10 protein-coding genes are annotated in these 14,070 nt (G+C 76.9%); 6 read left to right on the top strand and 4 right to left on the bottom strand.

Annotated features, from left to right (window positions below; genetic code table 11):
- Positions 1-31: 31 nt before the first annotated feature.
- Positions 32-1,315 (bottom strand): MFS transporter, encoded by a 1,284-nt coding sequence (locus tag BUE45_RS12510; RefSeq protein WP_073379185.1) that lies wholly within the window; start codon positions 1,313-1,315, stop codon positions 32-34.
- Positions 1,316-1,612: 297 nt separating this feature from the next.
- Here BUE45_RS12510 and BUE45_RS12505 point away from each other — a divergent pair, with 297 nt between their 5' ends.
- The 6 genes from BUE45_RS12505 to BUE45_RS12480 all read left to right on the top strand — a co-directional run bounded on the left by BUE45_RS12505 (position 1,613) and on the right by BUE45_RS12480 (position 7,280).
- Positions 1,613-2,338: a class I SAM-dependent methyltransferase gene (locus tag BUE45_RS12505; protein ID WP_073379181.1), complete on the top strand. Its 726-nt coding sequence runs from the start codon at positions 1,613-1,615 to the stop codon at positions 2,336-2,338.
- A gap of 5 nt (positions 2,339-2,343) precedes the next feature.
- Positions 2,344-3,144, top strand: a complete 801-nt coding sequence (locus BUE45_RS12500; protein ID WP_143173345.1) for a Rossmann-like domain-containing protein — start codon at positions 2,344-2,346, stop codon at positions 3,142-3,144.
- A complete protein-coding gene (locus BUE45_RS12495; protein ID WP_073379174.1) occupies positions 3,141-4,103 on the top strand; it encodes a GHMP family kinase ATP-binding protein in 963 nt (320 codons plus the stop codon). Before BUE45_RS12500 ends, BUE45_RS12495 begins: the two co-directional genes overlap by 4 nt.
- The gene (locus tag BUE45_RS12490; RefSeq protein ID WP_073379170.1) at positions 4,061-5,080 is read left to right on the top strand and encodes a pyridoxal-phosphate dependent enzyme; all 1,020 of its coding nucleotides are present in this window, start codon (positions 4,061-4,063) and stop codon (positions 5,078-5,080) included. Before BUE45_RS12495 ends, BUE45_RS12490 begins: the two co-directional genes overlap by 43 nt.
- Positions 5,081-5,183: 103 nt before the next feature.
- Positions 5,184-5,756 carry a hypothetical protein gene (locus tag BUE45_RS12485; RefSeq protein ID WP_073379166.1) on the top strand — a complete coding sequence of 191 codons (573 nt, stop codon included), beginning with the start codon at positions 5,184-5,186 and terminating at the stop codon, positions 5,754-5,756.
- A 114-nt stretch (positions 5,757-5,870) separates the two neighbouring features.
- Entirely contained in the window at positions 5,871-7,280 is a 1,410-nt protein-coding gene (locus BUE45_RS12480; RefSeq protein WP_073379162.1) for a PepSY-associated TM helix domain-containing protein, read from the top strand.
- Between the two features lie 309 nt (positions 7,281-7,589).
- Here the strand turns inward: BUE45_RS12480 and BUE45_RS12475 are convergent, their stop codons facing one another.
- The 3 genes from BUE45_RS12475 to BUE45_RS12465 form a co-directional block, all read right to left on the bottom strand.
- Positions 7,590-10,964 carry a pyruvate carboxylase gene (locus BUE45_RS12475; protein WP_073379562.1) on the bottom strand — a complete coding sequence of 1,125 codons (3,375 nt, stop codon included), beginning with the start codon at positions 10,962-10,964 and terminating at the stop codon, positions 7,590-7,592.
- 233 nt (positions 10,965-11,197) lie between these two features.
- Positions 11,198-12,586, bottom strand: coding sequence for an FG-GAP-like repeat-containing protein (locus tag BUE45_RS12470; protein ID WP_073379159.1), 1,389 nt, complete (start codon positions 12,584-12,586; stop codon positions 11,198-11,200).
- A gap of 64 nt (positions 12,587-12,650) precedes the next feature.
- Positions 12,651-13,571, bottom strand: a complete 921-nt coding sequence (locus BUE45_RS12465) for a ketopantoate reductase family protein (RefSeq protein ID WP_178378517.1) — start codon at positions 13,569-13,571, stop codon at positions 12,651-12,653.
- Between the last annotated feature and the right edge of the window lie 499 nt (positions 13,572-14,070).

Below are 14,070 nucleotides of genomic sequence, written 5' to 3'. Positions count from 1 at the left end.
GGCGCTCCCGGGCGGCGTTCGCGGTCCCGGCTCAGCCGGCGGCGGGCTGGGCCGCCCGGTCGGCCGCCTGGTGCGGTGCCGGGGCCGGGCGGGGGGTGGAGAAGGCGCGCGCACCCGGGGCCAGCGCGGCCAGGGCCGGGGCGGCTACGCAGGCCAGGGCGCAGGCGACCAGCACCGGCCCCGAGCCCCAGGCGGCGGCGGCCGGGCCGATGAAGGCCAGGCCCACCGGGGCCAGCCCGTAGGAGAACAGGAAGTCGAGCGAGGACACCCGGGCCAGCTTGTCCGGGGCCACCTCGCGCTGCACCGCCGTGAACCACGGCACGTTGAACAGCTCGATGCCCACGCCCACCACCGCGTAGGCGGCCATGACCACGACCGGCCCCACGGGGGCGACCAGGCTCAGGGGCGCCAGGGCGTACAGCCCCAGCCCCGCCAGAGCCACCCACCCCCGGGCGCGCGGGCGCCAGCGCGAGACGAGCACCGCGCCCAGCAGCGCCCCCGCCGTGTAGGCGGTCAGCGCCCCGGCCAGCACGGCCTCGCTGCCGTAGTGGTCCCGGCCGGCCAGCGGCAGCAGGACGCCGGTGGCGGAGTAGCCGGTGGCGATGACCACGGTCAGCGCGCCCAGCCCCGCCAGGAACCACGGGTGGCGGCGCGCCTCGGCCAGGCCGTCCGCGAACTCCACGTGGAACGGGGCCCGGGCGCGGGCGGGCGGCGCGCCGGCGCCGCGGGCGGGGGCCAGGGCGGCCACCAGCCACAGCGCCGCGGTGCCCAGCAGCAGCACCCACAGGCCGGCGACCAGGGCCAGCAGGGCGGTCAGGCCCGGGGCCAGCAGGGTGCTGACCCGGGTGGAGAAGGTCAGGGCGGCGTTGGCCTGCTGGCGGTCCTCCTCGGCCACGACCTCGGCGGTCAGCGCCTGGAACGCGGGCCGGCAGGCGCCCTGGCCGGCGCCCACCACGACGGCGGCCGCCGCCATCAGGGCGGTGGAGGAGCCCAGGCCCAGCACGATGACGGGGGTGGCCGCGGCGGCGGCCAGGCCCGACCACAGCACGACCGCCCGGCGGGAGTACCGGTCGGCGAGCAGGCCGCCCACCGGGACGGCCACCAGGAAGCCCGCGGTGCGCAGGGCCAGGACCACGCCCAGCCCGACCGCGGTGAGCGAGCCGTCGAGCACGGCCAGGCCCAGGATGAAGGGGAGCGCCCAGGTCGCCATGCCGGAGGCCGTGGTGGCGCTCCACAGGCGCAGGAAGGCGGGGTCGCGCAGCGGGCCGCCCGGGCGGGCGGAGGGATCGGTGTTCGGCGCCGTTGTCGAGGACACGCGGTGTTTCTCACTCTCCGGGAGTCGGTGAAGGCTGCCCGTCCACTCTAGTGAAAACGATTATCAGTAGCGACCGGGAAGCCGATATCCGTGCGCCCGGGATGCGGGCGGGGAGGCGGGCGGGGCGAAAGTGGCCCGCTTTCGCGGGGGGATAAGTGGGAATGTCCGTTCCGGGCGCGGACCCCGCCCCCGCGGGCGCCGGGCGCGTCGCGTACCGTGTTCTCGTGATTCGATGACAACGATTTTCATTTCCCCTATAGTGCCGCTCAGGACGACCCCCTTCCCGAAAGGAACCGAGTGGACCGTTCCCTCATCGCCACGCTGCCGCCCCCGCTCCCGGCCGCGCAGATCATCGACCTCAACCGCCCCCGCGCCGACCTGGCGACCCACCGCCGCTACGAGTGGAACGGCTGGACCCTGGACGTGCCCCCCGGCGTCTTCCTGCCCGGCGCCACCAGCCGCATGATCCACCAGGGCATCCTCGACGACGCCATCGACGTCCGCGGCCGGCGCTACGCCGCCATGGGCTGCGGCCTGGGCGTCGAGGCCGCCGTCGCCGGCCTGCGCGGCGCCCGCACCGTCCGCGCCCTGGACGTGCACCCCGCCAGCGTCGCCGCGGCCGGGGCCGTCTACCGCACCGTCGTCGGCGGGTCCGCCCCCGGCACGGACTTCGCCTCCCTGGTGTCCGACCAGTTCTCCGCCGTGCCCGAGGGCACTGTCTTCGACGTGATCACCTTCAACCCGCCCGCCGTCAGCCAGACCGTGAGCGAGGACCCCGACGTCGTGCGCAACGTCTGCGTCGGCGCCCCCGCCACCGACGCCTTCTTCACACAGATCGCCGGACGCGGCCTGCTCGCCCCCGGCGGGGAGGTCCACCTCATCGCCTCCAACACCGCCGACCTGCGCACCATCATCGGCCGCGCCGCCGACCTCGGCTTCACCCCCGAGGTCGCCCACCTGCACGACTGGGAGGACGGCGTGCTCACCTACCTGTTCCGCCTGACCCGGGAAGGGGACGCGTGAAGACCCTGAGCGACCTGTTCGAGGCGGCCCGCACCTCCCCGGCGCCGCTGCCGGTGGCCACCAGCGTGTTCTGGGTCCACCACGGCACCCGCCTGGCCGGGGGCGAGGTCACCTACCTCAACCGGTACGTCCTCGTCCGGGTCGGACCCGCCTTCGGCGCCTGCGCGTTCGAGGACGGCGAACTCGACCCGGCGGTGTGCGCCGAGGCCTCCGGGCTGCCCCTGGGGGAACTGCTCGCCGAGGACCGGCCCGGGCCGCTGCGCCTGGCCGCCCTGGACGCCCACCTGGCCGCCGCCCTGCCCCACCACCGGGACCCGCGCGCCGAGGCCGTCACCCTGCCCGAGGGCACCCCCGAGCAGCGCGCCGTCGCCCGGGACGCCGCCATCGCCGGGCTGCTCCCCGACCCGCGGGGCCGCAGAGTCGGGCTGATCGGGGTGGTCGACCCGCTGGTGGCCGCCATCCGCGAGCGCGGCGGCGAGTGCCTGCCCTGCGACCTCAACCTCCGCCGCACCCGGTGGGGCGACGAGGTCGCCGCGTCCATGGACGGGGTCCTGGAGGAGGCCGACGCCGTCGTGGCCACCGGCATGACCCTGGGCAACGGCAGCTTCGACACCATCCTGACCCGCTGCCGCGAGCGCGGCGTCCCCCTCGTGGTCTACGCCCAGAGCGGCGCCGCCGTCGCCCGCGCCCTGCTCGGCGAGGGCGTCACCGCCCTGTCCGCCGAACCCTTCCCCTTCTCCCAGTTCAGCGCGGTCCCCACCGCCCTGTACCGGTACCACGCCGACGGGGCGGGGGCCGGTCAGTGATCACCGGCACCGGCCGCGCCGCCTGCCACCACGGGGAGATCGTCCAGGGGGTCTTCCTGGACCGGCGCGGCCGGCCCCGCCGGGGCCTGGTCACCCTGCCGATGGCCGACCCCGTCACCGAGGCGGTCTTCACCCCCCGGCCCGGCACCCCGGCCCACCGGATGGAGGTGCACCCGCCCGGCCGGGTCAAGGCGGCCCGCGCCGCGGCCCTGGCCGCCACCGAGTGCGCCGCCCGCCGCGTCCCCGTGTGCGGCGGGACGCTGCGGCTGCGCGGCGGCGCCCCGGCCGGGCTCGGCCTGGGCTCCTCCACCAGCGACGTCACCGCCGCGGTGCGGGCGGTGTGCGCCGCGTTCGGGGTCGACCCCGGCCCCGCCACCGTGGCCCGCATCGCCGTCTCCGCCGAGGGGGCCAGCGACCCCCTCATGTGGGAGGGCGGCCGGGCGCTGCTCTTCGCCCAGCGCGAGGGCCGGGTGCTGGAGGACCTGGGCGCGCCGCTGCCGCCGCTGGCCGTCGTGGGCTGCCTCACCGGCGGCGGGGCGCCCGTCAACACCCTGGCGCTGCGGGCCAGGGTGGACCGCGCCGAGGCCGCCGTCCACGAGCGGCTGCGCGCCGGCCTGCGCGCCGCGGTCGCCGCCGGGGACGCCGCCGAGGTGGGGCGGATCAGCACCGAGAGCGCCGTCCTCAACCAACGGGTTCTCCCCAAGCCCGAACTGGGGACGCTCCAAGGCGTCGCCCGCCTGTGCGGGGCGGTCGGCGTCCAGGTCGCGCACAGCGGCAACGTCGCCGGTGTGCTCTTCGACGCCCGCGCCGACGACCTGGGAGCCCGGATCGACACCGCCCTGGAACGGTTGCGCGGGGCGGGGCTCACCCCCACCCGGGTCTTTCCCACCAGCCCCCCGAACCCTGGAGAGACGACGTGGACGACCACGTGTGCGAGACCCTTGGCAGACCGGACCTGATCGACCTCGGCGGCGGGCTGGTGTGCCTGCGGTTCGAATCCATGAAGGTGGCCTCCGCCGCCGCGGCCGTGCGCCACCTCCTGGACACCGGGACCGTGCGCCCGGGGGACACCCTGATGGACAGCTCCAGCGGCATCTACGCCTACGGGCTGGCCCTGGCCTGCCACCGCTACGGGCTCCGCTGCCACATCGTGGGGTCCACCACCATCGACCGGACCACCCGCGTCCAGCTGGAGGTCCTGGGCGCCACCCTGGAGCAGGTGCCGCCCTCGGACGACCTGCGGTTCGACCAGAACCGCCGGGTCGCCCGGGTCCGCGAGCTGCTGGCCGAGCACCCCGACTACCACTGGATGCGCCAGTACCACGACTCCGTGCACTACCTGGGGTATCGGGCCGTCGCCGACCAGATCGCCAAGGAGCTGGACCCCGCACCGCTCACCGTGGTCGGCGGGGTGGGGTCGGGCGCCTCCACCGGGGCGCTGGCGACGTTCCTGCGCGAGCGGGCCCCGGACACGGCGCTGGTGGGGGTGCAGCCCTTCGGCAGCGTCACCTTCGGCGGGGAGGCGGTGCGCGACAAGGAGATCATCATCGCCGGGATCGGCAGCTCCATCCCCTTCGGCAACGTGGACCACACGCTGTACGACGCGGTCCACTGGGTCGGGTTCGACGCCGCCCTGGCGGGGAGCGTGGCCCTGCTGCGCGAGCACGCCGTGTTCGCCGGGCTCTCCACCGGGGCGGCCCACCTGGTGGCCCGCTGGGAGGCGCGCCGGGCACCGGAGCGGCGGGTGGTGTTCGTGGCCGCCGACACCGGGCACCGGTACGTGGAGTCGGTGTTCGCCCGCCACGGCGAGGCGCCGGACGCCGACGCGCTGGAGCCGGCGGCGGTCCGCGACACCGGCGGGCTGACGCCGCCCTGGTCGCGCATGGAGTGGGGCCGCGCCCCCGCCCCGGCCCGCGCCGTCCACGTCCGGGACTGAGGCCGCCGGTCCCGGCCGCGCCCCGCGCGCGTCCGGGACCGGTACGGACCGGGCCCGGTAGGGGGATGGTCACCCCCCGTGAGTCGGCGCTAGGGTCGGCCCCGTGAACGAGCCCCCGCCCCCGCCGCGCACCGCGCGCGCCGCCGCGTTCGCCGCGGTGTGCACCGCCGTGTCGGCGGGCGGGCACGCCCTGAGCTCGGCCCACGCGATCTCCCCGGCGGCGCTGGCCGCCGGGGCCGCCCTGGTCTTCGCGGCGGCCTGGGCGATGGCCGGGGCCGAGCGGCGCCTGGGCGCGCTCACCGGCTGGACGCTGTGGGGGCAGGGCGCCCTGCACCTGCTGTTCACCCTCACCTCCCCGGGCGCCGGGCACGCCGCGGGGCACGCCGCCGGCACCGCCGGGCTCGACGGCGGCCTCAGCGCGTCGATGGTCGCCGCGCACGCCGCCGCCGGGTGCGTCTGCGCCTGGTGGCTGCGCCAGGGCGAACGCGGCTTCTTCCTCCTGCTCGGGTTCGTCCTCACCCTGCTGGCCGCCGCGTCGGCCCCCCTGCGCCCGGCCCCGGCGGCACCCCTGCCGCCCGGCCCGGCCGGGCCGGGCGCCCCCGCGCGGGCCCCGCGCCCGCGGACCGCCCTGCTGCGCCACGTCCACGTGCGGCGCGGCCCGCCCGCCCCCTTCTGATCCCGCGTCCCTCCCCGGACCCCGCGCACCCCGCGCCGGGTCCGCCCCCGGTGCGCCCGCACCGTCCCCCGACGTGCCCGCGGCCCCCGCCGCGCAGACCAGAAGGAACCCCTCGTGTCGGACGACACCTCCACCGCCGCGCCCGAGAACCTCGAACCCGCCGACCCGCCCCGCGCCGGGGCCTGGGCCGCGGTGCGGCCGCTGCTGCTGCGCCTGCACTTCTACGCCGGGGTGCTCGTCGCCCCCTTCATCGCCGTGGCCGCCCTCACCGGCCTGGTGTACGTCTGGACCCCGCAGATCGAGCGGGCCCTGTACGCCGACCTGCTCACCGTCGAACCGGGGCCGGCCGCCGTGCCGCTCGCCGACCAGGTGGCGACCGCCGCCGACGCCCTCCCCGGCGCCACCGTCGTCGCCGTGCGCCCCGCCCACGGACCCGGCGACACCACCCGCGTGCTGGCCGAGGCCGAGGGGTTGGCCGCCAGCCACCGGCTCGCCGCGTTCGTGGACCCGCACACCGGCGAGGTGGTGGGCGAGAGCACCTCCTACGGCAGCAGCGCCTCCCTGCCGGTGCGGTCCTGGCTCGCCACGTTCCACCGCACCCTGCACCTGGGGGAGGCCGGGCGCCTCTACAGCGAGCTGGCCGCCACCTGGGTCTGGGTGGTCGCCCTGGGCGGGGCCGCCCTGTGGATCGGGCGGCGGCGCCGCGCCCGGGCGGTGCGCCGGGTGCTGCTGCCCGACCCCTCGGCGTCGGGCCGGGCGCGCACCCTGTCCTGGCACGGCGCGGTGGGCGTGTGGGCCCTGGCCGGGGTGCTGCTGCTGTCCGCCACCGGGCTGACCTGGTCGCGGTTCGCCGGTGAGAACATCGGGGAGCTGCGCCAGGCGTGGGGGTGGACCTCGCCGACCCTGGCCACGCCCGCGCCCTCCGACCACGGGGACCACGGCGGCCACGCCGGGCACGGAGACCACGCGGGCCACGGGGTGGACGCGGACGCGGTGCTGGCCGCGGCCCGCGACGCCGGGATCTCGGGCCCGGTGGAGGTGACCCTGCCGGTGGAGGAGGGCGCCGCCTACACCGTGCGGGGCACCGACGACCGCTGGCCCGCGCACAAGGACGCGGTGGCGGTGGACGCCGCCACCGGGGAGGTGGTGGAGGAGCTGCGGTTCACCGACCAGCCCCTCCCCGCCAAGTTCGCCACCTGGGGCATCGCCTTCCACATGGGGCTGCTGTTCGGGGTCGCCAACCAGGTGCTGCTGACGGTGGTCGCGCTCGCGGTCCTGGGCCTGGTGGTGTGGGGGTACCGGATGTGGTGGCTGCGCCGCCCGGCCCGCGCGGGAGCCTGGGCGGTGGGCCGCCCCGCGGTACGGGGGGCCTGGTGGGCGCTGCCCTGGTGGGGGCGGGCCGCGGTCGTGGCCGCCGCCCTGGCCCTGGGGTGGCTGCTGCCGCTGTTCGCGGCGTCGCTGGCGGCGTTCGTCCTGGTGGACCTGGCGCTGGCGGCCCGGGCCCGCCGCCGCGCCGCCCCCTGAGGGACGCCGTGCGACCGCCCGGGGGGCGCGGAGCCCCTCGGGCACCCGCCCCCGGGGCGCCCCCGGTCAAGGGGTGACAACTGAAAGCCGACCGGATTTTGCCCTCGATCGCGGAGACGGTCGTAACATGGGATGAAGGCGACGGATCCGGTCGTCCGGCGAGGGGGCCCGCCAGGCCGGGGCACGGCGCCGCGCGCCCTCCCCGGGCGGGGCGGGACGGTGTCCCTTCACCGCGCCGGAGCGCCCCTCCCCGGCCCCTCGGGCGAACGCCCCCGCCGCACCGGCGGGGGCGTCCGCGCACGGGAGCGCCTACTCCAGCACGACCAGCAGGTCGCCGCCGTCCACGCGCTGGACGCGGTCGACCGCGGCCCGGGCCACGGTGCCCGCGACCGGGGCGGTGATCGCCGCCTCCATCTTCATCGCCTCGATCGTGGCGACCGTGGCACCGGCCTCCACCGCCTCGCCGGCGCCCACCACCAGCGTCACCACGCCCGCGAACGGCGCGGCCACGTGTCCGGGCGTGTTCTTGTCGGCCTTCTCGGCCTCGCGCTCGGGCGAGGCCAGCGACCGGTCCTGGATCTGCAGCGGCCGCAGCTGGTCGTTGAGCCGGGCCAGCACGGTGCGCACGCCGCGCTCGTCGGGCTCGCCCACCGCCTCCAGCTCGATCAGCAGCCGCACCCCCGGGTCCAGGTCCACCGTGCACTCCTGGCCCGAGCGCAGGCCGTAGAAGAAGTCCGCGCTGGAGACCACGCTCGTGTCGCCGTAGGCCGACCGGTGCTTCTGGAACTCCTCCGTCGGCGCCGGGAACAGCAGCCGGTTGAGCGTGGCGCGCCGGTCCTTCTCCAGCCCCTCGCGCTGCTCCGCGTCCAGCTCCACCACCGGGCGGGCCCCGGCGCGCCCCTGGAGGGCACGGGTGCGGAACGGCTCGGGCCAGCCGCCGGGCGGCACCCCCAGCTCGCCGCGCAGGAACCCCACCACCGAGTCGGGGATGTCGAACCGCGACGGCTCCGCCTCGAAGTCCGCCGGGGACACCCCCGCGCCGACCAGGTGCAGCGCCAGGTCGCCGACGACCTTGGAGGAGGGGGTCACCTTGACCAGCCGCCCCAGCATCCGGTCGGCCGCGGCGTACATCGCCTCGATCTCCTCGAAGTGGTCGCCCAGCCCCAGCGCGATCGCCTGCGTGCGCAGGTTGGACAGCTGCCCGCCGGGGATCTCGTGCCGGTACACCCGGCCCGTCGGCGAGGACAGGCCCGCCTCGAACGGGGCGTAGACGCGCCGCACCGCCTCCCAGTACGGCTCCATGTCGTTGGCGGCGGCCAGGCTCAGCCCCGTGCTCCGCTCCGTGTGGTCGAAGGCGGCGACGACCGCCGACAGCGACGGCTGGGAGGTGGTCCCCGCCATCGAGGCCACCGCCGCGTCCACCGCGTCGGCGCCCGCCCCGGCGGCGGCCAGGTACGAGGCCAGCTGCCCGCCCGGGGTGTCGTGGGTGTGGACGTGCACCGGCAGGTCGAACTCCCGGCGCAGCGCCGACACCAGGGTCGCCGCGGCCGGGGCGCGCAGCAGGCCCGCCATGTCCTTGACGGCGATCACGTGCGCGCCCGCCGCCACGATCCGCTCGGCCAGCCGCAGGTAGTAGTCGAGGGTGTACAACTCCTCGGCCGGGTCGGACAGGTCGCCGGTGTAGCACAGGGCGACCTCCGCCACGGAGGTGCCGGTGGCGCGCACCGCGTCGATGGCCGGGCGCATCTGGTCGACGTCGTTGAGGGCGTCGAAGATCCGGAAGATGTCGATGCCGGTGGCCGCCGCCTCCTCCACGAAGGCCGAGGTGACCTCCGCCGGATAGGGGGTGTAGCCGACGGTGTTGCGCCCGCGCAGCAGCATCTGGAGGCAGATGTTGGGCACCGCCTCGCGCAGCGCCGCCAGCCGCTCCCACGGGTCCTCCGCCAGGAACCGCAGCGCCACGTCGTAGGTGGCCCCGCCCCACGCCTCCAGGGACAGCAGCTCCGGGAGGGTGCGCGCCACCGCCGGGGCGACCGCCAGCAGGTCCCTGGTGCGCACCCGGGTGGCCAGCAGCGACTGGTGGGCGTCGCGGAACGTCGTGTCGGTGACGCCCAGGTTCGGCGACTCGCGCAGCCACCGGGCGAACCCCTCCGGGCCCAGCTCGGCCAGCCGCTGGCGCGACCCGGGGGGCGGGGTCCCCTCCGGGACCCGCGGCAGCTTGGCCGCCGGGTCGATGAGGTGCGGGCGCTCGCCGTGCGGCTTGTTGACGGTCACGTCCGCCAGGTACGTCAACAGGCGGGTGCCGCGGTCCGCGGAGGGCCGCGCCGTCATCAGGTGCGGCCGCTCCTCGATGAAGGACGTGGTGACCCGCCCCGCCTGGAAGTCGGGGTCGTCCAGCACCGCCTGGAGGAACGGGATGTTCGTGGCCACGCTGCGGATGCGGAACTCGGCCACCGCCCGGCGGGCCCGGGCGACCGCCGTGGCCAGGTCCCGGCCCCGGCAGGTGAGCTTGACCAGCAGCGAGTCGAAGTGCGGGCTGATCTCCGTGCCCGCCGCCGCGGTGCCGCCGTCCAGGCGGATGCCCGAGCCGCCGGGGGAGCGGTAGGCGCTGATGATGCCGGTGTCGGGGCGGAAGCCGTTGGCCGGGTCCTCCGTGGTGATGCGGCACTGCAGGGCGGCCCCGTGCACGCGGACCGTGTCCTGGGAGATGCCCAGGTCGGCGAGGGTCTCACCGGAGGCGATGCGCATCTGGGACTGCACCAGGTCGATGTCGGTGACCTCCTCGGTCACCGTGTGCTCGACCTGGATGCGCGGGTTCATCTCGATGAACACGTGCGAGCCGTCCGCGCCCACCAGGAACTCCACGGTGCCCGCGTTGCGGTAGCCGATGCGGCGGGCGAACCGCACCGCGTCGTCGCACATCCTCGCCCGCAGGTCGGGGTCCAGGTTGGGGGCCGGGGCCAGTTCGACGACCTTCTGGTGGCGGCGCTGCACCGAGCAGTCCCGCTCGTACAGGTGCACCACGTTCCCCTCGCCGTCGGCGAGGATCTGCACCTCGATGTGGCGGGGGTCGACGACCGCGCGCTCCAGGAACACGGTGGCGTCGCCGAACGCCGACTCCGCCTCGCGCATGGCCGCGGCCAGCGCCTCGGGCAGCCGGTCGGCGCGGTCCACCCGCCGCATCCCCCGGCCGCCGCCCCCGGCGACCGCCTTGACGAACAGCGGGAACCCGATCGCCTCGGCCGCCGCCACCAGGGTGTCGGCGTCGGCGGAGGGCTCGGAGGACTCCAGCACCGGAACGCCCGCCTCGCGGGCGGCGGCCACCGCGGTGGCCTTGTTGCCGGTCAGCTCCAGGACGTCGGCGGGCGGGCCGACGAACGTGATCCCGGCCTCCTCGCAGGCGCGGGCCAGCCCGGGGTTCTCCGACAGGAACCCGTAGCCGGGGTAGACGGCGTCGGCCCCGGACTCCCGGGCGGCGCGGACGATCTCGTCGACGGACAGGTAGGCGCGGACCGGGTGCCCCGGTTCGCCGATCTGGTAGGCCTCGTCGGCCTTGAGCCGGTGCAGCGAGTTGCGGTCCTCGTGGGGGAAGACCGCGATGGTCCGGGCGCCCAGTTCGTAGGCGGCGCGCAGGGCCCGGATGGCGATCTCGCCCCGGTTGGCCACAAGCACAGTGCGGAACATGGTGTCCTTCGTGTCGGTGGGAACGGCGGAGGTCGCGCCGCGCGGGTGCGCCACCGGCCCCGTCGACGGTGGACGCACCCCGGGTACGCGTGCACGCCCCGCGCGTTTGCACGGGTAACTTAACCGGCGCGGTCCCCGGGCCCCGCGACCGGCCCCCACCGGACGGGGCGCGGTGCACGCGGCGCGCCCCCGGAGTCCTCCCCGCCGCGGGGCGGCCGAACCCCCGTCCGGGATCAGTCGCCGAAACCGGCGCTGTCGAAGCCGAGGAGGTCCTCCGTGCCGTCGGTGACCCACCAGCGGTCCGGGGATGCCCCGGCGTTCCCGCGGGAGTAGGAGAGCAGGAGTTCGTCGGAGCCGTCCGCGTCGTGGTCGGCGCACCCGGACAGCACCGCGGTCCGCTCCTGCGCGGAGCCGCCGCCCAGCGGCCCGTCCTCGGGCCCGCGCCGTACCAGCGGCGGGGCGTCGACGACCTCCAGGGCCCCGTCGGCCCACCGCACGGTGTCCACGCCGTGCCCGCGACGGCCCACCGCGGCCTCCCGGACGCCGTCGCCGTCGGTGTCGCACAGGGCCAGGACGCGCGTCCCCCACGTGGAGGCGGTCTCCTCCCCGGGCAGGTCCACGGCGACCGGTTCGCCGAGCCCGGCGGCCAGGGGGCCGGGGTACAGGTTCAGCCGGTGGTGGACCTCGGGGGCCTCGGTCTCGTACCCGGGCTCGTTGTTGCGGTTGCCGTCGTCGCCCACGACGAGGTCGGCGGTGCCGTCCCCGTCCACGTCGCCGAAGGCGGCCATGGAGCCGCCCACCGGGTCGGCCTGCGCCCAGCCGGCCGGGTCGCCGGGGCCGGTGAGGAACAGGGTGTTGCGGTGCTGCTCGCCGTCGCTGGAGTGGTGGACCAGCAGGGGGGAGCCGTCGGGGCCGGGGGGACCGGCGACCAGGGAGTCGATCCAGGACGGGAACGGGCGGGAGGCGGTGCGGGCCGCGGCGCCGTCCCGGGCGAACGGGCCGTACAGGACGGTGACCGCGTCGTCGGACACGGAGGCCTGCGAGCCCAGGACCAGGGCCAGGTCGGCCGCGCCGTCGCCGTCGAAGTCCCCGGCCGCGGCCGGGGGCCACGTCGCAGACCTCCCCTCCTCCCGCGGCAGGGCCAGCGGTACCGCGTCGGTCCCGGGCCCGTCGGGGCCGCCCCAGTACACCGCGTGCTCGATCCCACCGGCCACGGCGTCCCCCCGGAGGGCGAAGGGGATGTCGGCGAAGCCGTCCCCGTCCAGGTCGGCCGTCACGCCCCCGGAGGAGGGCAGGGCCACGGTCGGCCCCGTCTCCAGCAGGGTGCGGGCGGACGGGTCCAGGCCCCGCGCCGAGCCGTACACGACGACGACGTGGTCGGCCTCCCCGGTGGCGTCGTCCGTGGACCGGTGGGCGGCGAAGACCAGGTCGGGGTATCCGTCGCCGTTCACGTCCCGCGCCTCCCGCGACCCGGTCCCGGCGGGGGCGGGCGAGGCCGGGTGCTCGCGCACCCCCTCGGGGCCGCCCGCCCCCGCGTCGGGGGGAGCGTCGGGCCCGTTCCCGCACGCGGTGGCGAGCAGGGCGCACAGGAGCAGGGGGAGGGCGAGGGGGCGGGGGGCCATGGGACTCCGATCGGCGGGGCGTGCGGGGAGGATACCCCCGCCGCCCCGCCCGCCGGGGGCCGTCTCAGGGCCGTCCGGCCTCGTACACCCGCAGGTGCAGGTCGGCCAGGGCGAACAGCGGGGTGGGAACGCCCAGGGAGCGGCCGCGCACGATTAGGTCGCCGATGACGTGGTCCGCCTCCACCGGGTTCCCACCGGTCATGTCCCGGTACAGGGAGGTGGTGGCCGCGGAGTCGGCGCTGCCCACGACCCGGTCGGAGCGCTCGCGCACCTCGGACCGGATCGGGTGGCCCGAGGCGGCGGCGACCGCGGCGGCCTCCTCGAACACCGCCCGGGAGAAGTCCCGCCCGCCCCGCGCGGAGTTGATCCGGCCTACGGGAGAGCGCATGAGGCAGGTGCAGGCGCCCAGGGTCGCCAGGAACACCCACTTGTCCCACAGCTCCTGCACCGCGTCCTTCGCGGCGGTCGCCGTGAACGTCCCGGTGTCCAGGGCCGCGTGCACGGCGGACAGGGGCACGACGGGGGAGTCCGAGACCGGGCCGTAGATGAGCTCGGACATCGGGCTGACCTCGACGATCTCCCCCTCCTCGCCCAGGCTGGTCTGCACCATGGCCACGCCCCCGTACACGCGGTCGGCGCCGAACCGGTCGACGAGGGCGTCCATGTGCCGCATGCCGTTGAGGAACGGCAGCACGGCGGTGCCCGGGCCCACGGCGGGGGCGGCGTCCGCGACGGCGGAGTCGAACCCGTAGGACTTCACCGCCAGGACCACCAGGTCGTAGCCGGGGGTGAGGGCGTCGGCCGTGACCGCGGTGACGGGGACCGCCTCGACGGAGCCGTCCAGACCGCGCAGCCGCAGGCCGTGCTCGCGCAGCAGGGCGGCGCGGGCCGGGCGGACGAGGAAGTCGACGTCCCGGCCCGCCTGGACCAGGCGGGCACCGAAGTAGCCGCCGACCGCCCCCGCGCCCACGACAAGGATTCTCACTGTGGCCCCCACCCGGTGGTTCGCTGGACATCGAACAACGTAGGGCCATGGGACGGCTTCCGGCAAGGCCGGGGGCGATGCCCCGGCCCGCGCGCGGGGCCGCTCCCGGGGACGGCCGGTGGAGGGCGGCCGATCCGCAGCGGGGGAGGAGTCGGCGGCGACCTCGTTCCGGGGCCCGGCCGCTGCCGGGGGCCGCGTCGCACGGCCCAGGCGGGGGCCGCGCCGCGCTGGGCGGCTCCGCCGCCACCGCCGCCCCGGCGGGGCCCGGGGCGCGCACGGGGGGCGCGGGTCGGCCTTCCCGCGCGTGCCCGGCCGGGCGGACACCGGCCCCGGACCGCCTGCGGTGCAAGGGAATGGTCGCGCTCCCATGCCGCGCAGCGACGGCCAGGTCACGCCTCGGCGTCGGATTCCCGCATCCCTTGACCTCGAATGTGCAGAGTGCGAAAGATGGCACCGCAGACGGCTTTTGTGATCCAAGACACGATGGGCGGGCGCCGTC

This window comes from Nocardiopsis flavescens (genome assembly GCF_900141985.1).
Lineage (GTDB): Bacteria > Actinomycetota > Actinomycetes > Streptosporangiales > Streptosporangiaceae > Nocardiopsis > Nocardiopsis flavescens.
Note: the sequence above shows the minus strand (reverse complement) of the source record. Positions and strands in the feature narration are given on the sequence as shown.

Coding starts and splice junctions, on each gene's coding strand:
- BUE45_RS12475 (WP_073379562.1), bottom strand. CDS start 10,964: ATGTTCCGCACTGTGCTTGTGGCCAACCGGGGCGAGATCGCCATCCGG.
- BUE45_RS12470 (WP_073379159.1), bottom strand. CDS start 12,586: ATGGCCCCCCGCCCCCTCGCCCTCCCCCTGCTCCTGTGCGCCCTGCTC.